The following is a 23,683-nucleotide window of genomic DNA, read 5'->3' as shown; positions in this document are numbered from 1 at the left end:
CGCGTCGGCCGTCCACGCCCGGAATCCGCCGCCGGGTCCTAATGCCGGCGGACTTTGCTTTATTTGCTCAGAAAATCCGTGATCTTCTCAATGCTCTCTTTCGCACCGATTCCGGTCAGCAGGGAAATCGCGCTGAAAATCGGAATTTTAATGGATGGGTCCTGAAATTTCCCCGTGGTGACGATCAGATCATAATCCTCCGCCTTGGAGGGGACCTCCAGAATTTTGCACTGTGTAATCGCAACAGGAATTTTCTTCTCCTCGCACGCCTCTTTGATTTTGACGGCGGCGATGGTAGAGGTCGCGATTCCGTTGCCGCAGGCAACCAAAACTTTTTTCATTCTCGACATTCCTTTCGTTTGGCCGGCGTTTACGGCGTCGGCCGTAATTATTTCACCGCAAAGATGCGGTCAGAAATATTTGCTGATAATACCGTAAATATCTTTGCGGTAGGCGGCTTCCGTGATTTTCTTCAGGGCGCCCTGTTCCTGTATCAGGTCCGTGACCCGTTTCAGAACATCGGTGTGCCCGTGGGGATCCTTCAGGGCCAGCAGAATCACTACAGAAACCGCCACCTCCGCGTCGGGGTCACTCATCTGGCGGAACGTCACCGGCGCATCCAGAACGCCGATAATAATAGCGGACTCATTGACCAGCCTGTAGTCAGCGTGCGGCATGGCCACGCTGATGTCTCCGGTGTAAAGGCCCGTCGGATACTGGCGCTCTCGGTCCAGAATCGCCTGCACATATTCCTTTTGCACCCGTTTATCTTCAACGAGCCGACCAGTGAGGAAGCTCAGCACCTCCTCCCTAGTCTTGCATTTCAGATGGATATAGACATCCTCTGGGGTTATCACAATTTTCTCCAAGTCAGACCACTCCAATTGCTTGTTTGTATTTTTCAATTCTCTGCGCCAGATTGGCGACATTCCCCGCAATGATATCCTCTTTCCCAAACATCTTGCTGCCGATTCCAAGGTAGTCGATCCCATTTTTCAGCAGTGACGCAGCGTTGGAAAACCCTACGCCACCGACTCCCATCAGCAGGATGTTGCCGAGCGGGGCCTTGACGGCTTTACTGTATCCAAGTTCCAGCGTGCTGACCGGGAAAATCTTGACGATATCGGCGCCGGACAAATACATTTGGTAAATTTCGCTCGGACTGAAGGCTCCGGGAATCGCAAGCACATTGTTTTCATGGGCATATTCAATCATTTCCCGCTCCATGATGACGGGGGACAGGAGGAATTTGGCCTTCGTGCGGACAGCGCCGACAGCGTCTGTCATGTTGCGCACAGTACCGGCGCCCACCAGAAGGTCTCCGTCGAATTCCTCCGAAATCTTTTTGATGATCTCCAGCGCGTCCGAAGAGGTCATGGAAATCTCAACGGAGCGCGTGCCGGTCTTTTTCATGGCCTCAGCCACGCAGCGAACCTGGTCATACGGGCTTCCCCGCATGATAATAGTTATTTTCGGAAAATCTTTTAAAATAGACATATCTTCTCCTTTCGTCAGGTCAGGTTGTATTCATAGCCTGCAATCACTTCCGAAGCTTCTTCCGCCGTCTCCGCATGCAGCAAGTCCTGCTTGAACCGGCTGACGGCGAGCAGATTGACGAGATGGAACAACGCATTCAGGTGAGTCGTATTGTTGATTGCACAAAGGCAGCAGACAAGCTGGACAGGGTCCAGAATACCCACGTCGAAGCAAACGGGCTGTTTTAAGCGGATCAGACTCATGCCTACCTTCCTGACCCCGTCGTCCTTGCCGCTGTGAGGTAGTGCAAAGCCCGGCGAAATGACAATATAGGGGCCGTTTCTCTCTACATTTTGGATCATGCTCTCAATGTAGTTGGCGGTAATGTATTCATGCTCCAGCAGAATGCCGCCCGCCTGCCGCACAGCATCCCGCCAGTCCGTGCAGTCCACGTCAAGCCGAATAAAATCCTGCGTCAGGAAGTCGGACAGCATGCATTCCCGGTGAAAACCCGACGGGATCTTTCTGAAATACTCCTGTACGGTATCCGCGACTGCCCGCTCCAGTTCTTTGTTGCTACTCAGATACGGGGAAATCTTCTCCATAATTTCCTTTGGACTGCTGAACGATATGCTGCGGCCGCTCCGGTCCACCGGCGTGCCCCGGTTCTTGATTTGTTCTATTTTCCGGCCGATCTTCATATAATCCTCGTCGTTCAGGAGCGGCGTTACAGTCACGCTGTCCACGGGGCTGTTCCGGACGGGCACTGTGGAGATAATCAGGTCCACCTCGCCGCGCCGGACCTTGCCCAGTTCGTAGGAGGTGATGACTCCCACGATGTTAAAGGTAAACAGCTTTTTGATGCGCACCTTCAGCAGCTGGGAGGTTCCGATCCCGCTATTACAGATCAGCACGACGTTGATGCCCGTGATATTGTGCATTTTTTCGATGGCTGCGCACAAATAGACCGCGATATATTCCTTTTCGGTATTCGACAGGTTCCGATTGATATATTTTTGAATGATATGCGCATGCTCGTCGATCACATCCCGAACCTGCGGATATTCCTCCGAAATATCATGTCCCTCGGGAAAATCCGGTAAATTCTGGTCCCGTTCAAAGGCCGAGCCCAAATGGTTGGAAAGACCTTCGAACAGACTGTAATCCGTGTTGAGATTAACTGCCAGTGAGCCCGAAACAGCTTCGATGAATTTTCTGGTGATGGTCTGCACTTCCACGATATTGGAATTGTCCGCCTGTCTTTCAATGTAATGCAGACGCGCCATCTGTTCATTGAGCAACCGCAGCTCGCCAGGGCTGTAATTCAACTGAAAATACTGGATGATGTTTTTATATAAATGAATCGCGACCCGCCTCCGGTCTTTCTGTTCCGGCAGAGAGTCCGGTCCGCTCAGAAAATTACCGTTTTTCGTCCTGAGCACGGAGAAAAGAAGGATATACTGGATCTGTGTGAAGGAATCCTCTGAAAGAAAAACGGTGTGCAGATTTTCGGATTCCGTAATCAGCTTGCGGATGACCAGCATCGTGTCGTCCAGACTTTTTCCGAGGGCAGGCAGGAACTGCTCCACACTGCCCTGATTGAAAAAAATTCTGACAAGCAACGGATCCTCCCGCATTAGCCGGAAAAACAAAAGCCGGACTTTCTTCTCATCCCCGATGACCCGGACGCCCCTGTTCGGGTGCGAAGACAGCACCAGCCCACTGACATCGAGGCTCTCATGCAGCGCCTCCAGATCATTCGCGACCGTCGAACGCGAAACATTCATAAAAACGGCCACCTGCTGCAGTGTAATGAAATCGGCATGACAGATCAGCAAAAGAGAAGAGATCCGGAGCCGTTCTTTACGGGAAATCGCATAATCGTAAAAATCGATATGGGAAATCAGTTCCTGAACCGAAAACAGCTCCGCCTTCAGATCGAACAGACCGTCCTTCTGAACCGTGATTTCCGGAAAACTGCTGCGCACAAGGTAGTCGTTGATAACGCCGAGGTCCGTACGAACGGTACGCTCCGTCCTGTTTTCCTTCTCCGACAGAGTAGACAAATTGTAATGCTTCTTTTTCAATGCAATATCTGTCAGGATGTCAATCGCTCTTCGATTAATGAAAATCACCCGCCTTTCTTTCCGTAGGCGTTTCCGGCATGGATAGATCACCCTATTGGCTTTCGCATTCCGCCCTCTTTACTACATTTTTAGTATAAACCCTAAAAAACGAAAGAAAAGTTGAGAATTCTTCTATTCATTTGAAAGAAATTGTTCGATTAGCGCAGCAAAATCGGAATGCTGCTCACAATTTATTCTTTTAAATAGGATAAAATTCAAACAACATGATAAGAAAACTTTGCCTGTCCTAGTGTGGAATTATACGCCAAAAAGTTCCTCATGAAATGCATTTTACAGTGCAGCAGAATCAAAAAAGCTCTCCCGAATGGTGATGACTATAAACCGATGTGATCGTAGGAAGTAATCGAAGGCAAAGGATAAAAGCCACGTTTTATCGGCTGTGGTCAGACAAAGAAAAAGCCAGAATTTCTGCACTCTCTGATAAATGAGAGCCAGAATTCCTGGCTTTTAATCATGAATTTTGTAATGATACTTCGATTGAAGAAATTTCTTTTCCTTTCAACGTTGAATTAAAAGCCGTCCCAGCTTTCAGGCACAAATCAACGCATCACTTGATTAATTATGCAAGATGGATCATCAATAATATGCTGTGCGGCAATAGCCCCCGCCCCCAACAGGGCGGGGCTTTCGGAAAGCGGATTGATTTCTACAGTTAAGTCTTTCTGTACCAAAAGCTGAGTACACTGCTGTATTTTATCATTGACAATGGACAGCAGTAAATCAGGCTCTATTTGTGTTAACTCATCTCCAAGCACAATGATCTCGGGGTTAAATTGGTTGACTAGATTTACAATTCCAATTGACAGCAGGGAACATACTTTTCTGTATTCCTCACAGGCTACAGGATCTCCGTTCTTCACGGCCTCAGAAATTGTCTCTGTAGTGATATCGTCAATGGAGAGGCAGGACGGTTCTTTTGTTCTCAGACGGTTTCTAATATTTTCATACAAAACCAACAGGGAACAGTATTTTTCAATACATCCATGATTTCCGCACGGGCACTTTGGTCCATTAAAATTAATCGTTGTATGGCCGAATTCGCCACCAAGGCCAGTACTGCCGCGTGCAAGCCTTCCGTCAACCACCAGTCCGCTTCCAATCCCCTGACCGGCCAAAACGTATAATAGATATCTCTTATTCCGGTACCAGTATTGCGAAAAAGCGCTTGCGTCCGCATCGTTGACAAGGTACAGGGGGATTTCCAAATCCTTTGTCAGAGCTTCTTTGATAGGATAGTTCTGCCATCCCGGCAATTCCGTGACGAAAAGCAGACGATCTATGTCTTCCCGGTAAGGTCCTGGAATCGCCATTGCGGCAGAAAGAATCGTGCAATCCCTGTTTTCATCCAGTGTCATTTGAATCGCAGAGCGAATCCGGGCAATGGTGACTTCAACATTTTCCCCATGGGAAACAGCATATTTTTTCTTACGATATATCTGACCGGACAAACCGAAAAGACCAACATAAAAAACGGATCTGGTCATCCGTACGCCAACAACTTTATATTTGTCATCGTTCAGCTTCAGGCCGATGGATCTTCTTCCCCTACTGCCACTCATCAAACCCGTTTCTACTACCAGTCCGCAATCCATCAGTTCATTGATTATGTTTGTAATCGTTGTCTGTTTTAATCCGGACAGGCAGGCAAGAGTGGATCTGGAACATATTTTTTGTTGCCGAATGAAGTCAATAACCAGACAACGGTTGACAATTTGTATTTTTTCCTGATTAAAACTTTTTTTTCGTTCCATATTATCGCCCATTTCTCTTATTATAGTTTGAATAATACACGCGGCCAATACTATTATTATATCACAGAAGTATAATAAAGAAATTTGTAGATATTGAGTAGAAATTTTATATATAATACAACCATATTTTATTGACATTTATAATAAATTTTGTTTTAATTATCGTAATGATAAATTGAATGAAATTATAAATTGAATGGATTATCGAAAATGATTCAACTGTTTGTTCTAAGATGTATTCGACCGTGAAAGCATCTTTAAGAATAAAACCCAATAAGGAGGTGTAAACACAGCGGTTCAGTATTGGAGGAAAATATAATTGCGAAAGAGGTAGAGAGTATGAAAAGGGTTTCAAAATCCGCATGTGCGCTTCTGCTTGTGTTGACGCTGGTAATGGGGATGTGTATCGGTGTAAATGCGGCAAGTACGTCGAACGAAGTGTCGGACCGGGAAAAGACGAACGCAGAGCTGTCTAGGCAGGCAGCTGCACAGGGAATGGTTCTACTGGAAAACAAAGACAACGTTTTACCGATCGCTTCCAAAACTAGGAAAATAGCTCTATTCGGAAGTGGTGCCCGCCACACCGTCAAGGGGGGGACCGGCTCCGGCGATGTAAATCAAAGGTATGTAATTTCAATTGATAAGGGATTTAAAAATGCTGGTTATGAAATTACTTCCAACGCATGGCTAGATGCTTATGATGCCGCTCTTGGAAAGGCGACCTCCTTACCGGATATAGCTATTACAGATGAACAACTTAATTTATCTAAAACAACAGATACGGCTATTTATGTGATATCAAGGATTTCCGGGGAGGGAGGAGACCGAACAAATACTAATGGCGATTATCAGATAAGCGAAAACGAAACAGCAAATATAACCAAATTAGGTAGCAATTTTAAAAATGTAATTATTTTGTTAAATGTTGGCGGAATCATTGATACAAAGTTCTTTACTGAAATTTCCGGATTGGATGCTATGGTGTTAATTTCTCAGCCCGGAATGGAAGGTGGAAATGCTGTCGCGGATATTCTGACCGGGAGTATAACACCATCGGGTAAATTATCTGATACCTGGGCAAAAAATTACAGTGATTACCCATCTGCGGAAAGTTTCAGCACAAATGATGCCGATACCGACTATGAATATTATGACGACGGCATCTATGTCGGCTATCGCTATTTTGATACTTTCAATGTTGCCCCAGCTTATGAATTCGGCTATGGCAAGTCTTATACCACATTCAATATTAATACAGACTCTGTTACAGCAGATGAAAAGAAAGTTACAGTTAAAGCTACGGTTACAAATACGGGCACTACATATTCAGGCAAAGAAGTTGTTCAGGTTTATTTCTCAGCACCGAATGGGTCCCTTGAGAAGCCATACCAAGAACTTGCCGGTTACGCAAAAACTGATTTATTAGCTCCTGGACAAAAACAGACTTTGACAATTACTTACGAAACAACAGATATGTCCTCTTATGATGAAGATTCTGCGTCTTATATCATGGAAAAAGGTGACTATATCATCCGCATCGGTAATTCGTCAAGAAATACGCATGCGAAAGCAATCCTTCGTCTGGACGATAATGCAACAACGGAGCAACTAAGCAATCAGTTAATGGTTAAAGACTCCGCATTAGAAGAAATCACCTCCAATGGGATTGAACCTTATTCCTATTTGACAGAAAATGCAGAAATAGCTTCCGCGAAAGTTCTTTTATTAAAAGCAGAAGATATTGTAACCATCGACAATTCCGAAACAGAACAATCCGTTACAAGCTATCTGCCGACCGGACAGGTTAAGGATTCCAGCGAACATTCCTGCGAAGATTATGAAGTAACTAAAACGGTCCCCAAAAACAATAGTTTGACTTTAAAAGATGTATACGACGGAAAAGTTAACATGCAGGAATTTGTTGCTCAGCTATCTCTGGAGAATCTTGTAGCAATAACGACCGGAAGTAACAGCAAATCACTTTCCGGTGACAATATCGGCGCCCAGGCAAACAGCGTGAAAGGCGGAGCAGGTGAAACTACCTCCGTTCTATTTGGTAAATATAAAGTCCCCAATATTGTTCTTACCGATGGACCTGCGGGGATAAGAATCACTCAGTCATATACCGACAGCGGCGTCAATTATTATCAGTATTGTACCGCTTGGCCTGTAGGTACTCTTTTGGCTATGACTTGGGATGTTGATCTACTAAAAAATATAGGAAAAGCTATCGGTACGGAGATGCTGGAATATGGTTCCACGCTGTGGCTGGCTCCAGCACTGAATATTCACAGAAACCCTTTGGGCGGACGCAATTTCGAATATTATTCGGAAGATCCGCTAATATCGGGTTTGTGTGGCGCTTGGGAGACGCTTGGCGTTCAGTCGCACCCGGGCATTGGTGTTACTATAAAGCACTTTGCTTTAAATAACCAAGAGGTCAATCGCCTCAACCAAGACAGTGTTGCATCTGAAAGAGCAATCCGTGAAATCTACCTCAAAGCATTTGAAATTTCAGTAAAATCTGCGCAGCCGATGGCAATTATGACATCGTTAAACCAGATTAATGGTGAATATGCTGCGCAAAGCAGAGACCTACTGACCAACATCTTACGGGATGAATGGAAATACAAAGGTCTTGTTATGACCGACTGGGGTTCTCCGATGGATCGGGGAAAAGCCATGCATGCCGGAGTGGATGTCTTAATGCCTGGTAGCGCTGCAGACAGATTAGAAATACAAAAGTCCGTAAATCCAGCCCCGTTTGATTATACTCCTCCAAAGTTTAATGCTGATGGTACAATTAATATTACGAAGGGCTCAAACTGGAGTGCTACCAGAGAAAATTGGAATGACTTTGTCCCGACCTTACAAGAAGGCCACACCATAAATGAGCCTTTTTCAGCTGACAAGTATGTTTGGCATAGAAATATGGCAACTGGGAAGATAGAATATGAAGGTCATCCAAGAATTTCATCCATTTATCTGGGCGATGTCCAGAATAGAGCGATCAACGACCTCAGAATTATCATGCAATCTATTCAATTCAAAAAGATGTTCCCAAATATAAAAATCACTTCTTATTCCGCTCAGTTTAAACTCGAAAACTTTGTCCAAATACAGAAATCCACTATTTCATCCTCGAATGGAAGTGATAATAGTTCTGGACATCATTCAAGCGGAACCAAAACTTCCGGAACGGGTTCAGCTCCCTCTACCGGTTCAGCAATAACCGGATCTTTAATAACAACCAGTATGGGTACCTTCATCACCGATACGACAACCGATGTTCGTGTGAAGGGCAGCTACACCGTTAAGCTTACCAGCGAGAATGGTCAGCCGCCAAAGGTCGTCGTGGGGACTCCGGGCGTTTTCGAGGCTCAGCTGACGACAACCAATGGAAAGGATTATTTTGTTAAGCTGATTCCGATTGGTCAGCCTGGTACGCAGGCCGGTATCTATTTGGACGGCATTAAACTCTTCGTCGCAACTGTTGAGACTCCGGTTTCCACAATAAAAAGCGACACAACTCTTCCGTTTAAAATAAAATCCGGCGCTTCCTATGTCATAAAGCTTACGGCCGGTTCCCGTCCAACCCTAACTCCCGGAACGGCGGGCGTATTCAGCGTGGAATTTATTAAGTCTTCTGGGAACGATTATTTCTTCAGGATTATCCCGGCCGGCAGAGTGGGGGGATCTTCTGGATTCTATATTAATTCCGAGAAGAAACCCGTTACAGTCGTAACAATAGCGTAAAATATTAAAAGCTTATTTAAACTAATACTCACCCCTCCGATGATACTAACATCGGAGGGGTGAGTATTATCTGCGGCGCTGAAGGTCCGGCCGTTTTATTTCTGATCTTGTCATCCACAGCGACGAAATGGCTGATACAAATGGGACGGCCAGAATGACCCCGATGGAACCGGATATACCGCTTAAAATTTCTATTCCGATTTCATACCCGTTCATATATTGCAGGTAGGACATGCTGTAGGAGTATAGAACAATCAGCGTATTGATGGAACTGCCGGCATACGCCAGAATCAGCGTGGTGGACATGGTCCCCATCATATCCTTTCCGACACGGATTCCGGATTGGAAAAGCTGCTTTGCGGTAAACGAAGGATTGGTTGCATGAATTTCCTCTATCGTGGAAGCGACGGACATGCTGACGTCAATAACCGCTCCCAGCGAGGAAATCAAAATACCGGAATACAAAATCCCGCTGACATCCAGCCGGCTGTTCTGGCTGATATAGGCCAGAGTCTCAATCTCCTCGACATTCAGTCCGGAAATGTGGCCGAAGTACCCGAAAATTTGTGCCGTAAGCCCTGCCGTCAAAATACCGGCCGCAGTTCCCAAAATAGAGCAAAGCGACTTGACCGACCAGCCCCCGATCAACAGCATGCTCACAAATGTTACCAATACCGCCGTGAGCGACGCAGCGAAAAAGGGTGAGATCCCGATATACATCATCGGTATGTACAAAAACATAATACATACAAAAGTAAAGATCAGGGCGGCGGAGGATGTTACTCCTTTTCTGCCGCCGATCGCACACAGGATCAGGAAGAACAGACCGATCAGCACCCACAGTACCAATCCCCTGTCATAATTATAAACGCTCGCCACCAGAGTTCCCCCGGCTGACAAATTAACCAGTGCAATCACCTTCAGTCCCGGGACGCAGTACGCGCCGGCATGATTGGCGTGCGGGCTCTGCGCCTCGCACACCTGCCCTTTATGCAGGCCGGAAGTGATTTTCAGCTGAACGACCTGGTTCCCCTGCATTTCCCCATTCTCATCTTCACCAATATTACTGCTGATTACCTTTACGACCGTCGCCTTGGCAAATTGTGTGCTTCCGTTGGGCCTGAGGGGAACACGTTCAATCTGTGCATTGAAAACAATCAGCGCTCCGATGAAAACGACCAGAAATAAAGACAGACCCATTGCCGTACGCTGATGTGGAGTCAACTTTGCCTTCAAAGATCAATACCCTCTTTCTTTTTGTTTATACAAAAGTGTCCGCCGTGAAGAATCTTTCCCCACAGCAGACACTCTTCCTCAAATCTTGTTTGTTTTAACCGACTTCTACTGTGAAAAGCCGATACGTATTGCCTTTAACCTTTGCATAAACCCCGTAAGAGCCTTTTTTCTTAGCCGTGACTTTACACAGCAAGCTGCCGTCCTGCGCCGGATAACTCCCTCGCACTTGGGAAGTCTGAAGCGATTCACCGTCGGCGGTTTGGAACGTATAATCCGCGCCTTGCAGGTTCGAGATTTTAAAAACATAGCTGCTGCCTATTTTCAGGGATACATTCTTTGTTGTATCGCTCTTAAACGGCGGACCCGGATTCACCTGAACGGTTCCAACCTTAGTAACAACGCCGTCTATGGTAACATAGATTCCCGCTTCACCTCCCGCCAGCTGAGAAGAAGCCGTACAGGACAGAGAGTAGGTAATCGTTTTTGTCACCGGATCCCATTCCGTCACAGGTGCGTTCACACTGACAAGCAGGCCGTTTCCGCTGACAACCGCATCCGGTTTCTTGTCGCAGGCGATGGTGAACAGCAGACTGGACCCGGATTGTACCGGGGTCTTCTCCTTCGGACTCAAGCCGGAGGACGCAGCGGGATGGGGTGGCGCGGGAGTTGTTGTTGTGGGGACTGTTTCATTCTTATTATGATTCTTGCTCTCCCCACCGCCGTTTTGTTTCGTGGTAAACGTCAATACCGGGGTATATAAAATTTCACCACTCGCTTTCGCTACCTTTGCATACCAGCTATAGGATGTACCGGCGCTCAGCCCCGTCCAGCTCTGCCGGACCGTCCCGGATACTCCCTGTTGGTTTCCGATGGACTTGGATGTCCTTACATTAACCTCACAGCTTTCTGTCTGCAACGTCTTCGCCTCTGTATTGAAAGCAACGTCCAGCTCCGCGATGTCAATATCCACCGCTTTTGTACCTGGTCCATACGAATCCAGGCGCGGTGTATCAAAATAATTGTAATCCTGGCGGTAAGGGGAGTAAGAGTTAACATAAATCTTATTGCTTTTCAAATCAAAATACAGAAATTTGATGTATTCGGATCCGCCCTCCGGATCTGACTGATAATCGGTACAGATCTGATAGACCGTACGGTCCGGTGTCCCGTCTTTATTATCGTCAAAAGAATCCGTCTGAATGGAAGCGCCGTGGTAATGACCATTTAATACTGCGATGACATTTTTATTTTTTGCCACGACCTCTTCCTGTAGCAGCTTACCGGTATAATCCAGCAGATTATCGGCCGCTTTTACATTGGTGTAGCGATGCAGGGCAATGATTGCCTTGCGGTCCGGATACTGGGCAAGCACCTGATTCATCCATTCGATTTCATCGGTATAAATATCCCAGCTCATATAAAGGACGATAAAATCCTGACCGTTTTCCGTCAGCAGATCGTAATGTCCTAAATTATTTTTATAGGAGTCTCCATAATACGGTTTGTTTTTAAATCTTTCCTCACCGAAGTACTTCCAATAGTTTCCGTATCCTTCCGCTCCCGCGAAAACATCGTGATTGCCGCCCAGCACGCCGTACGGCATACCGGCATCGTCGAAAATTTTCATAGAATGGTCCGCGTTGACCCATTCTCCGGTCATATCGACATCATCCACAAGATCTCCCGTATGAAGCACATACCGGATATCCAGTTTTTCGCGGTTATCAACAATCCACTGGTTCATCTGGTCGTAATGATAAGGGAAGCTTTCTGAATAATACTGCGTATCCGTTTCCCATGCAAAGGAAAAATCATAATTCTCCGGGACACCGGTACCGTCCCATTCGGAGGTATCCGATGAAGCGTCTTTTTCCGGGATGAGACTGGAGACGACCGACGGCTCCGTGCCGTTTGTACGGCACTGTACCAGCAGCACCGCTTTCCCGTTTGCCGTGTGGTTTTCCGCCGGGAAGGATGCTTTTATTCCGCCGTCCTTTTCCGATCCAACTTTTTCCCACTCACCGGTTGACATATTTCTGACATACAGAGATGTAGCATGACTGGAATCGGCGTTGCTTGCGCTTCCTTTCCAGTTGACCGCGACAACGTCTCCGTCCTCAACCGCCCCGGCGCTGACGGTAAACAGCTCATAGGGAAAGTCTCCCTCGGGTGCGCTGACACTTATCGACTGACCGTCTCCCAGATTCAGAGTGGAGGATCCCCCGCTTTCGCTGCTTTTGACCGTGATGCCGCCATTTTTCAGCGTCAGAGATCTCCCCTGCAGAAATTCGACATCCGACTGCTCATTTCCCACCTGAACGGAAAGATTTGCAGAATTTGCGGTAATCGCGCTCTGACCGGCCGTCACGCTTTCCTCATCTGTGGAGCCTGCTATAAACTTTACTTTCTTTGTCGCAATATTGTTTGCCTCATCCATCGCAACAATTTGAATCGCGTGCTCTCCGGGAGTCAAGTCCGCGGGAACAATATCAGCCGGCATTTTGATTTCCTGACCGTCAAGCGTTGCCATTTGCTGGATGATTTTACTGTTGTCCTTTACTTCTGGCGAAAGGGTAAACGGCTGATATTGAACGGAGTTTTCCTCGATTCCAGCCTCAATAACCGGAGCTGTATTGTCTACCTTTACCTCCGCGGTGACGGTTTTTCCATTCGCGGCGGCCTTAATGGTATGAGCGCCGTCGGATAGCTGGGTGGTATCCACCGTCGCGCCGACGGCATTGATATCTGTATCCGGTATTTCAAAATATATGTCCATATATGGAATCATGCCGGAACTGTCCCCAATAGTATGCACTGCTTCTAAAGCCGTACTGGTGTTGGTCTTGGAATTATCCGGTTCAATTTTTACGGGCAGATAGTCCTTCCCGTTTGCAAGCCGGAGCTGTATATTGGACGCTGTGTAATCCTCGTGATTTTCATCGGCAACCTCCGGATAGATTTCCTCGAAGGGGGTGCCGCTGTCACCGGCCCACATGGTCAGCTTCAACTTGTATTTGCCGTCTTCGTGGGTAGAATATTTGTTGTCGATTCTTACCACGCGCGAAGCCGGTGATTCGCACCAGGGCGAAAAAATGGTAATGATATCACGGTCACTACTTTTGTAAGCCGCGGTCAGGGCGTTTTTAAAGTAATTGTTCAATCCGTTGCACTGAACGGAAAAATAAGCCCCGTTTTCCAGCATTGGCACAGTGGATACCGCATTCCCATCTACAAGGATTTTTGTGTCCTTATTATCGGAACCGTCGTTCGCGGTAATGGTCGTCTCGCCCGAAAGGACGGACCCGTCAGTCACGTTCAGGCGAACACCGTCAACCTGATTCAGACGGCTGATTTTTACTTCCTTTGGTTCTGTCTGATTTACTCCGTAAAGGGTATAAGCCTGCACATAAAACTTGACGGAATCGTGACCGAACAAAATGTCGGACGGAATCTGAGCGACGAATTTTCCCAGCCTCCACTGTGTCTTTTGATTGATCTGGTACCAGACTCCTTCTCCGTCTAGCTGATAATTGATTGTTGTAGCAATCAGATATGGACGCATAGGCTTCCCCTGGTCTCTTTCAATGGCCGCGATCCGTTCGGCGGAACTCGCCCCCACAAGGTAATCCACATCGTACATCACATAAATCTGGTCGCCTTCATTGATGGACTTCGGGACGAACCAGCCTTCCGAAAGCTGAAGGGTCGGTGGGTTTCCGTCGTCGGCGGGATAATCCCGGTATCCCGCAAAAGGGATCAGGTCCGAAGGGACCTGCCATGCCTCAACGGTTCCGGGCGTACTGCTGCTGACTGTAACAGGAATTGCGATATTTTCTTCTGTTCTGGGATAAGAGTATTGCAGAGAGTTCTTTGTGCACAGCTGACTGGAATCCTCATTAAATCCCGCGACAGTGAACGCGTCTTCCTCCGTGGTGCCAAACCGGATCCAGCGCGGCAGGGTAGCGTGCAGTCCCGCGTAATTGATGTTGACGATATCCTGATTTTCCACCAGGCTGGTTCCATAATTCTGATTGAATTGGTCTACCGTCGTGCCATTGCTGCTGAGCCACAGTACCATGGTTTTACCGGGCTTGACAAACACCCGGGGATTGTCAACTGTAAAGGTTTTTCCCGACTGTGCCGCCGTTTTGTTTGGGTAATCGTAATAGTAGAAAAATTTATAATAGGATAAATTGATATCCTTATTGGTACGGTTATAAATTTCGACATAGGAAAACTGTCCTGTGGTAGGGTTTGGACTGACCTCCGTAACAATCAGCGGCGCGGCCTTATCTTCCGAAATATTATCCGGTTCTTCGATTGCGGCAATCTTGTGTTCACTCTCGGAAGTACCGCCGTACTCGTAGCTTGCTTCCACATACCATTCAGCCTCGCTGCCCCAAAACTTACTGCGGTCGACCGTGGCATTGAATGAGCTGTCTGCAGTTTCCTGCATTGGAACCTTCGTGTAACCGGCAGGATAGTCGATCGCATTATTTTTCTGGCGGTAAAACAAATTGACCTGCAGGCCTTCGGTTGTACCCCCGTCTGGAATCGAAAGGTCCGCACGAACCGCCAGCCCCTCATTTTTCAGACTGTCCTGAGCCGTCGCGCTCTGCACCTCCGGAGTAATTCCCGCGTTCGGAATATGTACTTTCTGGGCCGGGACCTGTGAAGGGTCCACGCTGCCCGGTGTCGCTGTGGAAACGGAAGTTTTCTCGGACAGGCGCCCTTCAGTGTAAGTATACTGGATACCCAGTTTGTCGGGATTATAAGTAGGGATATCTGCTACGTTATCCGCATTGCACCAAGCCTCGGCTACAATGGAATCCGCATCCTTGCCGAACAGGAACCCACGATTCTGCGTCGCGTGGATCCCGCTGTAGTCAATACGAAAAATATCCTGATCCTCTATAAGAGTTACACCGTAGTACTCATTAAACTCAGCTACCGAGTTTCCTCCGGCGGTCGCGTTTCCGTCGCTTTGCCAAAGCACCAGCGTCTTCCCGGATTCAATATAAACATCTTTTCCTCCGGTCGTCCAATCTTTTCCCGTTCCACTGGGATACCGGTAAAAGAAATGGTAATCTTTGAAATTGAGGGTAATGTCTGTGTTGTTGTAAATTTCAGTATAGGTATAGCGTGAACCCTTGGGGCCCGTGGAAACGACTTCCGTCACAATCAACGGCGCATCGGTCGAAGCATTCCCACTGTCGGTATATGTATACCCGCTGTCCTGATTGGAATCCTCTCCTGTTTGGCCTGTCTGCTCCGCAAAAGCAGAGAGCGGCGACACCGCCAAAGTAACGGTCAATACAAACGCCAATACTGATTTGCTGATTCGCTTCATGTTTTTCCTCTCTTTCTCATCAATCATATTTTTTCCAATGTTTACTAGTCTACCTCTATCCTCTCTTCCATTGGTTAGAACCGCCTTGGTTTTTTGTAAACCAGTATTAAAAGAATGTTAACTTCTTGAAAATTTTATCTGTTTTAAGTTGTGTCGATGCACGTACGCCAAAATGCCGAGGCTATATTTTCAGCAACGAAAAAATTTATTGATAGAGGCATTGACATCGGCATAACAATACCCTATAATAATAGTTGAAAAACGATTCAACTATTCAACAATTGGAGGTTATGATTATGTGCGCGTATGCAGCTGATATTGACCGTTGCGATTGTAATACGATCCACGAAGAAGTCGTAAACGATGTCCGCAAACATATGCCGGATGACGATACCCTCCTGGATCTGGCTGATATATTTAAAGTCTTCAGCGATTCAACGCGGGTGAAAATTCTTTGTGCCTTATTCCGTGCTGAGATGTGTGTCTGTGATATTTCCGTTCTTTTAGGCATGACCAAATCCTCTATTTCTCACCAGCTTCGGATTTTAAAACAAGCGAAACTAGTAAAATACCGCAAAGACGGACGCGTGGTCTATTACTCGCTTGACGATGAACATGTCAAGTCCATTTTTGATCAGGGATTGATTCATGTTTGCGAAAAATAACTTTTGCAAACATACCTGGTTCTCCTGAGTATCTTTCATTAGCTTTTCCCCGGCCTGTGGCCACAGGCTTTGGGACTTTTTGCATTTATAGTTGAATATTTAAACAACTATTCAATCAAATAATATTTTAATTTGAAAAGGAGAAATTAACTATGGCAATCAGCAAAAAGCAATATCTTCTGGAAGGACTTTGCTGCGGCAACTGTACCGCAAAAATTCAAAACGATATCCGGCTTTTGAATGGTATTAAAAGCGCAGAAGTAAATGCTGACACCGGAATCCTTTCGCTTGAATTGGATACAGATATTGAAACACTGGTTAACGATATTACCAATATAGCCGTTTCCCATGATAAGGACATCGTTGTGAAAGAAATATAAAGGAAAGGGATGGAGATCAGAAAATGAACGCAGCTATTAGAAAAGAGTTTACATTAGAAGGGCTCTGCTGTGGAAACTGCGCCGCCAAGATCGAACGGGACATTGGAAAACTCAACGGTGTGTCTTTCTCTGCCGTCGATTTTGTAGCTAAGACCCTCACCATGGAAATAGAGAACAGTTCTGCGGAAAACAATTTGATTTCCCAGGCGGAGGCAATCGTAAAGCAGCACGATTCCCAGGTGATTATGAGCGAAAAACCAATTTCCCAGCCGGGTCAGAAAACACTCTATTTACTTGGGCTGTGCTGTGGAGAATGCGCACAGAAAATAGAATCTCAGGTCAAGCGCATTGAAGGCGTCAAGACAGCTTCGCTGGACTTTGTTTCACAGAAGCTGAGCATTGAGGCAGTCGACCGGAAAGACCTGCCCGCTATCGTACGCCAGGCGTCCAAAATCGCACTGGACATCGAACCCTCAATCCAGATTTCCTTTACCGATCAAAAACCGGCTGAAAGCGACGGCTCCGCGAATCTGAGGAAATGGGCGTATCGCTTCAGTCTCGGTATAGGAGCAGTTCTTTTTGTGGTAGGCATCGCATTTGACTTTCCGCAGCCGGTCGGGTTTCTTGTATTTCTTGTAAGCTACCTTCTGGTGGGCGGCGAAGTTGTTCTTCAGGCTCTGAAAAACATCGCAAAAGGGCAGGTGTTCGATGAAAACTTTCTGATGAGTATCGCTACCATCGGCGCTTTCGCGATCGGCGAGTATCCGGAGGGCGTGGCGGTCATGCTCTTTTATCAGGTAGGAGAAGCTTTTCAGAGGATGGCTGTCAACCGTTCCCGAAAATCCATTTCCGCACTTATGGATATCCGGCCTGATTTTGCGAACCTGAAGGTGGGCAATGAAGTCCGTAAGGTTTCCCCGGAGGAAGTGGGAATCGGCGACATTATCGTTGTTAAGCCCGGAGAAAAAGTTCCGCTGGACGGCCGCATTACAGAGGGTGTCTCCGCTCTGGACACCTCTGCGCTCACCGGAGAGTCCCTGCCTCGCGACGTGGAACCCGGCAGCGAAGTACTGTCCGGTTCGATCAACAAAAACGGAGTATTGACCATAGAGGTCTCAAAGGAATTCGGTGAATCCACAATATCCAAAATTTTGGATCTGGTACAGAACGCCAGCAGCAAAAAGGCTCCTACCGAAAATCTGATTACAAAATTTGCCAGATATTACACACCGGCCGTAACCTTTGCCGCACTCGCTTTGGCGGTGATTCCGCCGCTCGTAATTCCGGGAGCCTCTTTCAGCTCATGGATTTATCGCGCGCTTGCGTTTTTGGTGGTATCGTGTCCCTGTGCCTTGGTAATCTCCATTCCCCTCAGCTTTTTCGGCGGTATCGGCGGGGCATCCAAAAACGGAATCCTTGTTAAGGGAAGCAACTATCTGGAGGCACTGAACAATATTGACACGATTGTCTTTGATAAGACCGGGACCCTGACTAAGGGCACTTTTAAAGTGACGTCTGTTGTGGGCGCAAACGGCTGGTCAGAGCAGGAATTGCTCTCCTATGCCGCCCATGCGGAAAGCTTCTCAAATCATCCCATTGCTCTTTCCATACAGAAAGAGTATGGCAAGGATGTTGAAACCCAACGGCTCACAGAGCAGGAAGAGATTCCCGGACAGGGAATCCGTGTAAAGATTGATGGAAAATCCGTGCTGGCCGGTAACGGCAAGCTGATGGAATCCGGGCATATTGACTGGAAACCTGTAGATGCGTTGGGCAGTGTGGTGTATCTCGCGGTCAACGGCGATTTTGCCGGCTATATCGTAATTTCCGATGAATTGAAGCCGGACAGCAAAAAAGCGATCTACGACCTGAAAAAGATCGGCGTGAAGCATACGGCGATGCTGACCGGAGACAGTAAAGCCGTCGGAGAAGCCATTGCCCGCGAAATAGGGCTGGATACCGTCTACACAGAACTTCTTCCTCACCAAAAGGTCGAACAGCTGGAGAAGCTCGACAAAAGCAGAAAAGGAAAGGGCAAGCTGGTCTTTGTAGGCGACGGAATCAATGATGCGCCCGTATTGGCAAGAGCAGATATCGGGATCGCCATGGGTGCGCTGGGGTCTGACGCCGCTATCGAGGCGGCCGATGTCGTACTAATGACCGATGAGCCCTCCAAAATCGTCTCCGCCATCCGTGTGGCACGGAAAACGCGCTCTATTGTCTGGCAGAATATTCTGTTCGCAATGGGTGTAAAGGTTGCTGTCCTGATTCTCGCCGCAGTGGGTATTGCAACAATGTGGGAAGCCGTGTTTGGCGACGTCGGCGTTACGGTGATTGCCATCTTAAACGCTATGCGGGCGATGAAAACAATACGATAAAGGAAGCCGGTAAAGGCACGGGACCCCATTCCCAATTTTTGGGCCGGATAAAGACGGATAGACAAAGAGCAGGCACATTTGCTGTACAAATGTGCCTGCTCTCATTTTTTGTCTTTTCCGTCTGCGTTTTTAAACCGATGACTCCCACGGACGGACGATACCCAAGTGGAAGCGGATATACTAGAAATTTTCCGACATTAATTTTCGTATCCTCTGTACCGCATCGTCCTCGTCGGGTCCTTCCACCGTAACAGTGACTTCGTCGCCGAATTGTATATTCAGGCCCAGCAGGGAAAACAGCTTTTTCAGGGATGCGGTCCCCTGCTTTCCGCTAATCTGGATTTCCGACTGAAATTCTTTGCAGAATTTCACAAGGGTACCCGCCGGGCGGGCGTGTATCCCGTTTTTATCCTTCACCGTGTAAGAAAATTGTTTCATATCAAATTCCTCCTAAATGATGCTGAACGATCAGATTGAATCGGCGGATGCCTTCAGCTCTTTTGAGATCTCCGCTCCAAGCAGGCTGCAAAAAACAAAGTTCGAAGTGCTTGTCTCTACACATATGGGATAATGCAAAGTGCTCCACGTAGGCAGGCAAACCGCTTCATCCACCGCCCCGAAGAGCGGATGCTTGGGGGACTGCGTAATCAGAAGCGTACGCGGGCGCCGCGATGAGGACACCTCCGCCGCCATAGCCAGGAAGTCCTTGTGTGTGGCATTTTGGGCGGAAAAAAGAATCACCAGATCGTCCTTCCGCATGATGTGCAGGGCCTCCACCTCCAGTCCGGGTTCTATAAAATAGGTAGGCAGGCAAAACTGAACCAGCTGACTGGCCAGCAGCTGCGCGGAAATACTGCTTCTGCCCGTTCCCGCGACATATATATAATTTGCCTGTGTAATCAGTTTCGCCCAGGAAATCAAAAGCGCTTTGGGAACGGTCTTCTCCGTGGAACGCGTCAAATCGCACAGATAGTCCGTTAACCCTCTTTCCTCCTTTTCCTCCTCTGCGGAGAAGGAATGGGAGGAAAGGGACAGAGTCAATGCCATTCGAAAATCTGCAAAGCTGTTAAACCCGATTTTCTGGCAAAAACGGCTGATGGCGCTCTGCGCAATTCCGTAACGCGCGGCGATTGCCACCGTTGTATTCTGTGCAATGACATCGGGTTCATTTTTCAGAATCCGGTAAAATTGCTTTTCACGGGGAGTGAAATCATTTTTGCGCAGCTCCATTTGATCGAAAATATCCAATTGATCTCCCCTCTTTATCATGATTTTAGATGGATAATCCATTTAAAAAACAGTTAAGCATCTGATTGTAGTGTAGCATAAAGTTGATCTATTTACAAATATTTTTTATAAAAAATATATTATATGTAAATTATATACAATAACAAAAGATTTGTTTTGTTGCATATTTCATTCAAAATTTATTGAATGGATTATCCATTTGTGCTATGATGATCACAGATAAGAATTCACCTCCACGTTGTGAGGTATATCCTTTGAAAGTAATCTTAGTAAAGGCGGCGACTTTTAGAAATGGTTCGTTTTACAAGGGAGCAAGTCACACCCAGGATAAGCCGAATCCGGGGCGCGGGAGATGTATGCATGTATTTTGTCGAGGGAAGCAAGCGTGCCGCCCTGATCGACACCGGCTATGGACTGGGAAATTTAAAGGCGTATCTGGACAGCCAGACGGACAAGCCCTATGACGTCATCCTGACGCACGGACATGTGGACCACGCGTCCGGGGCGGGGCAGTTTAACCGGGTTTATCTGAATGAGGCCGATTTGGAAACGCTCCGCAGGCATTGCGGCATCGAAAAAAGAAAGGAAGCGCTGAAAACGCTTTGTCTGGAGGTTTTCAGGACATTGACGGAGGAAGACTTTATTCCGCCGAAGGAAGATGGGTTTCTTCCTCTGGAAGACGGACAGCTCTTCGATCTCGGCGGAGTCACCCTGGAGGCAATCCATGTACCGGGGCATACGAGGGGAACGATGGTTATCCTAATCAGGGAAGAGCGCGCCGTGATGTTCGGCGACGCGTGCGGTGTAGGCGTCCTGCTGTTCCTGCCGGAATCGACCAATATTCTGGAATATCACAGGAGCCTTTTAAAGCTGAAGCGTTTTGAACCGCAATACGACAAGGTGCTGCGGGAGCATGGGGCCTGTGAATCCACAAAGCATGTGCTGGAGGACTGTATCGAAATCTGCGAGCGGATCCTGAACGGAACGGATGACGCCGTACCGGCTGATTTTATGGGAGAAACGGCTTACCGGGCCGTAAAAACCGATCCCCGGACGGGAAAACGCATGGACGGCAGAGAAGGCAACATCCTGTACTCAAAAGCCAAAATCCGATAGAGCAGGCTTCGCAGCCTGTACGATTCGGATCTATTACGCTGAAACTGGAGGTATTTTTATGAAAAACGGAATTATTCATGTTCGTGTGGACGACCGCATGCTGCATGGAATCGTGGCGACGGACTGGATTCCGAAATCGGGAGCCACCCGCGCGATGGTAGTCGACGAGGCGGCCTCAAAAAATGATATTGTACGCTCCTCGCTGAAAATGGCGTGCCCGGCCGGCGTGGCTCTCTCGGTTTTGGATCCGCAGAAAGCGGCGGCGAATATTTTAAGCGGGAAATACAATTCCCAGAAGGTCTTTGTAATCTGCCGTTATATTAAATGGGCCTATACGCTTTTCCAGGCCGGGGTGTCTCTGGAGCAGATAAACCTGGGAAACGTTACGCAAAATAAGGAGAACGTGACCGTGCTGGACAAGACGGTGCGGGTTTCTCCCGAAGAAAAGGAGATGTTAAAGGAAATGCGGGACGCGGGCGTAAAAATCACTGTGCGCTTTCGCCCCGACAACCCGGAGGTAGGAGTAGGAGATCAGTTAGGCTGATTTTTTAAAAGGGAGGAAAAAACATGTTCAGTCCACTGCAAATTATCTTTATGACCCTGTTCATCGCATTTTTAACCTGGCAAAAGTACAATATCCAGATGTTTATGTACGCCGGGGTGGTTTTTGTGGGTCTCGTTTCGGGAATCGTCATGGGAGACGTTCAGACCGGCCTGCTTATTGGCGGCGAAATGTGTCTGATGAGTCTGGGGATCGGCGCCTACGGCGGTTCCTCTGTTCCAGACTATATGTTTGGCGCGGCCGCCGGTACGGTATTTGCCATTGGGATGGGCCAGAGCGGTGAAACCGCGCTGGCAACCGCACTGGCGATCGGCGTTCCGGTCGCGGCCCTGAGCGTTCAGTTGGACGTTGTGGGAAAAATGTCCGGCTCTTATTTCATTCATAAGGCAATGGCCTGCTCTGACCGGCAGGACTGGAAGGGAATGGGCAGATGGATCTGGCTGTCCCAGATTCCGTTCGTCGGTCTGTGCGCGCTGCCGATGCTGCTGCTCATGACGGTCGGCTCCAGCTATGTACAAGCCCTGGTCAACAATTTCCCGGCATGGCTGTCAAGCGGGCTGAGCGTCGCCAGCGGGATGCTCCCCGCACTGGGGTTTGCCATTCTGCTGAAATACATGCCCATGAAAAAATACGGATACTTTATGCTTCTGGGCTTTGTTCTGGCCGCCTACCTGAAGCTGAGCATTCTGGCGATTGCGATGCTGGGTACGGTATTCTGCATTTTCATTTTCCAGCTGAAGGAAGAAAGCGCAAAGCGTGAAATGGCGGCGGCGACCGCGGGAGGAGACGACGAAGATGAGTGAGACAAATTCGGTGCTGACCAAAAAAGATCTGACAAAAACTTTGACGCGTTATGTTCTTGCTCGGCAAATCTGCTTTAATTACGAAACCATGCAGTCCGGGGGCTGGGTATGGTCCATGCATCCGGCAATGAAAAAGATTTACGGCGACGATCAGGTCCTCAGTGAAAAGTATAAGTCTTACTTCAAATTTTTCAATACCAACCCTTGGTTCGGCAACCTGATCCTGATGGCCTGCCTTGCGGTCGAATCCACCAAGGATGAAATGGCGACAGAAACCGCCGTGGACATCCGCACCGGTCTGATGGGACCGCTCGCCGGTCTGGGAGACGCGATCGTATGGGTGCTTCTGCCGACGGTCATGGGTGCCATAGCCGGGTATCAGGCGATGCAGGGAAGCGCGATTGGCTGGCTTCTGGCCGAAGCGGTCGGAATCGCGCTGTGGATCGCGTTCTGGAAAATGTCCTATGTGGTTTATCATCAGGGAATTTCCTTCATCACCTCAAAGAGCAGCTCCCTGAAAAACCTGACCGACGTCTGCTCCATCATGGGCCTGATCGTTATCGGCGCAATGGTCGCCTCCACGGTCAACGTCAACATCGCGCTCTCCTGGACGGTCGGGGACCTGACCCAAAAGCTGGGAGACCTGCTGGATTCGATTATTCCCCATTTCGGAAACGTCTTCTTCACGGTACTGATCTATCTGGGCCTTGGAATCAAGAAGATGACTTCCGGAAAAATGGTGTGGATTGTTCTGATTCTCTCTATTCTTCTGGGGGCTTTCGGAATCTGCGCTTAAAAAAGCAAAACTACCGGGA

General features: G+C 47.8%; 17 protein-coding genes. 8 read left to right on the top strand and 9 right to left on the bottom strand.

What is annotated here, in order from left to right; all coding sequences use genetic code 11:
- Positions 1-59 precede the first annotated feature (59 nt).
- The 5 genes from ACRQU7_RS04545 to ACRQU7_RS04525 all read right to left on the bottom strand — a co-directional run bounded on the left by ACRQU7_RS04545 (position 60) and on the right by ACRQU7_RS04525 (position 5,374).
- Positions 60-341 carry a PTS sugar transporter subunit IIB gene (locus ACRQU7_RS04545; RefSeq protein WP_444644067.1) on the bottom strand — a complete coding sequence of 94 codons (282 nt, stop codon included), beginning with the start codon at positions 339-341 and terminating at the stop codon, positions 60-62.
- Positions 342-410: 69 nt separating this feature from the next.
- The gene (locus tag ACRQU7_RS04540) at positions 411-857 is read right to left on the bottom strand and encodes a PTS sugar transporter subunit IIA (protein ID WP_444644065.1); all 447 of its coding nucleotides are present in this window, start codon (positions 855-857) and stop codon (positions 411-413) included.
- A gap of 13 nt (positions 858-870) precedes the next feature.
- Entirely contained in the window at positions 871-1,497 is a 627-nt protein-coding gene (locus tag ACRQU7_RS04535) for a bifunctional 4-hydroxy-2-oxoglutarate aldolase/2-dehydro-3-deoxy-phosphogluconate aldolase (protein WP_444644063.1), read from the bottom strand.
- Positions 1,498-1,511: 14 nt separating this feature from the next.
- The gene (locus ACRQU7_RS04530) at positions 1,512-3,542 is read right to left on the bottom strand and encodes a BglG family transcription antiterminator (RefSeq protein ID WP_444644061.1); all 2,031 of its coding nucleotides are present in this window, start codon (positions 3,540-3,542) and stop codon (positions 1,512-1,514) included.
- Positions 3,543-4,162: 620 nt separating this feature from the next.
- Positions 4,163-5,374, bottom strand: coding sequence for an ROK family protein (locus ACRQU7_RS04525; protein ID WP_444644059.1), 1,212 nt, complete (start codon positions 5,372-5,374; stop codon positions 4,163-4,165).
- Between the two features lie 339 nt (positions 5,375-5,713).
- Between ACRQU7_RS04525 and ACRQU7_RS04520 the strand changes: the two genes are divergently transcribed.
- The gene (locus ACRQU7_RS04520) at positions 5,714-9,130 is read left to right on the top strand and encodes a glycoside hydrolase family 3 protein (RefSeq protein WP_444644057.1); all 3,417 of its coding nucleotides are present in this window, start codon (positions 5,714-5,716) and stop codon (positions 9,128-9,130) included.
- Positions 9,131-9,196: 66 nt separating this feature from the next.
- Here ACRQU7_RS04520 and ACRQU7_RS04515 read toward each other — a convergent pair whose 3' ends face one another.
- The gene (locus tag ACRQU7_RS04515) at positions 9,197-10,366 is read right to left on the bottom strand and encodes a YibE/F family protein (protein WP_444644055.1); all 1,170 of its coding nucleotides are present in this window, start codon (positions 10,364-10,366) and stop codon (positions 9,197-9,199) included.
- Between the two features lie 94 nt (positions 10,367-10,460).
- Positions 10,461-15,716: a lamin tail domain-containing protein gene (locus ACRQU7_RS04510; RefSeq protein WP_444644053.1), complete on the bottom strand. Its 5,256-nt coding sequence runs from the start codon at positions 15,714-15,716 to the stop codon at positions 10,461-10,463.
- Between the two features lie 296 nt (positions 15,717-16,012).
- Here ACRQU7_RS04510 and ACRQU7_RS04505 point away from each other — a divergent pair, with 296 nt between their 5' ends.
- The 3 genes from ACRQU7_RS04505 to ACRQU7_RS04495 all read left to right on the top strand — a co-directional run bounded on the left by ACRQU7_RS04505 (position 16,013) and on the right by ACRQU7_RS04495 (position 19,139).
- Positions 16,013-16,381, top strand: a complete 369-nt coding sequence (locus ACRQU7_RS04505; protein WP_038322767.1) for an ArsR/SmtB family transcription factor — start codon at positions 16,013-16,015, stop codon at positions 16,379-16,381.
- Positions 16,382-16,533: 152 nt separating this feature from the next.
- On the top strand, positions 16,534-16,761 hold the full coding sequence (locus ACRQU7_RS04500) for a heavy-metal-associated domain-containing protein (RefSeq protein ID WP_444644050.1): 228 nt from the start codon (positions 16,534-16,536) through the stop codon (positions 16,759-16,761).
- Between the two features lie 23 nt (positions 16,762-16,784).
- The gene (locus tag ACRQU7_RS04495) at positions 16,785-19,139 is read left to right on the top strand and encodes a heavy metal translocating P-type ATPase (RefSeq protein WP_444644048.1); all 2,355 of its coding nucleotides are present in this window, start codon (positions 16,785-16,787) and stop codon (positions 19,137-19,139) included.
- A 180-nt stretch (positions 19,140-19,319) separates the two neighbouring features.
- Here ACRQU7_RS04495 and ACRQU7_RS04490 read toward each other — a convergent pair whose 3' ends face one another.
- Together ACRQU7_RS04490 and ACRQU7_RS04485 are read right to left on the bottom strand one after the other, a co-directional pair.
- Positions 19,320-19,577: an HPr family phosphocarrier protein gene (locus ACRQU7_RS04490; protein WP_444644046.1), complete on the bottom strand. Its 258-nt coding sequence runs from the start codon at positions 19,575-19,577 to the stop codon at positions 19,320-19,322.
- Between the two features lie 30 nt (positions 19,578-19,607).
- Complete coding sequence (locus tag ACRQU7_RS04485) at positions 19,608-20,387, bottom strand: MurR/RpiR family transcriptional regulator (RefSeq protein WP_444644044.1); 780 nt, start codon at positions 20,385-20,387, stop codon at positions 19,608-19,610.
- Positions 20,388-20,747: 360 nt separating this feature from the next.
- Between ACRQU7_RS04485 and ACRQU7_RS04480 the strand changes: the two genes are divergently transcribed.
- The 4 genes from ACRQU7_RS04480 to ACRQU7_RS04465 are packed head-to-tail and all read left to right on the top strand — an operon-like array spanning position 20,748 to position 23,664.
- Entirely contained in the window at positions 20,748-21,503 is a 756-nt protein-coding gene (locus ACRQU7_RS04480; protein ID WP_444644042.1) for an MBL fold metallo-hydrolase, read from the top strand.
- A gap of 58 nt (positions 21,504-21,561) precedes the next feature.
- Positions 21,562-22,047 (top strand): PTS sugar transporter subunit IIB, encoded by a 486-nt coding sequence (locus ACRQU7_RS04475; RefSeq protein ID WP_444644040.1) that lies wholly within the window; start codon positions 21,562-21,564, stop codon positions 22,045-22,047.
- Between the two features lie 23 nt (positions 22,048-22,070).
- On the top strand, positions 22,071-22,868 hold the full coding sequence (locus ACRQU7_RS04470; RefSeq protein WP_141827312.1) for a PTS mannose/fructose/sorbose/N-acetylgalactosamine transporter subunit IIC: 798 nt from the start codon (positions 22,071-22,073) through the stop codon (positions 22,866-22,868).
- Complete coding sequence (locus tag ACRQU7_RS04465) at positions 22,861-23,664, top strand: PTS system mannose/fructose/sorbose family transporter subunit IID (RefSeq protein WP_141827311.1); 804 nt, start codon at positions 22,861-22,863, stop codon at positions 23,662-23,664. Before ACRQU7_RS04470 ends, ACRQU7_RS04465 begins: the two co-directional genes overlap by 8 nt.
- The last annotated feature ends 19 nt before the right edge of the window (positions 23,665-23,683 follow it).

The organism is Caproiciproducens puteiluti (assembly GCF_052442865.1).
In the GTDB taxonomy this organism is placed as follows: domain Bacteria; phylum Bacillota; class Clostridia; order Oscillospirales; family Acutalibacteraceae; genus Caproiciproducens.
This window is presented reverse-complemented; position numbering and strand designations above follow the sequence as displayed.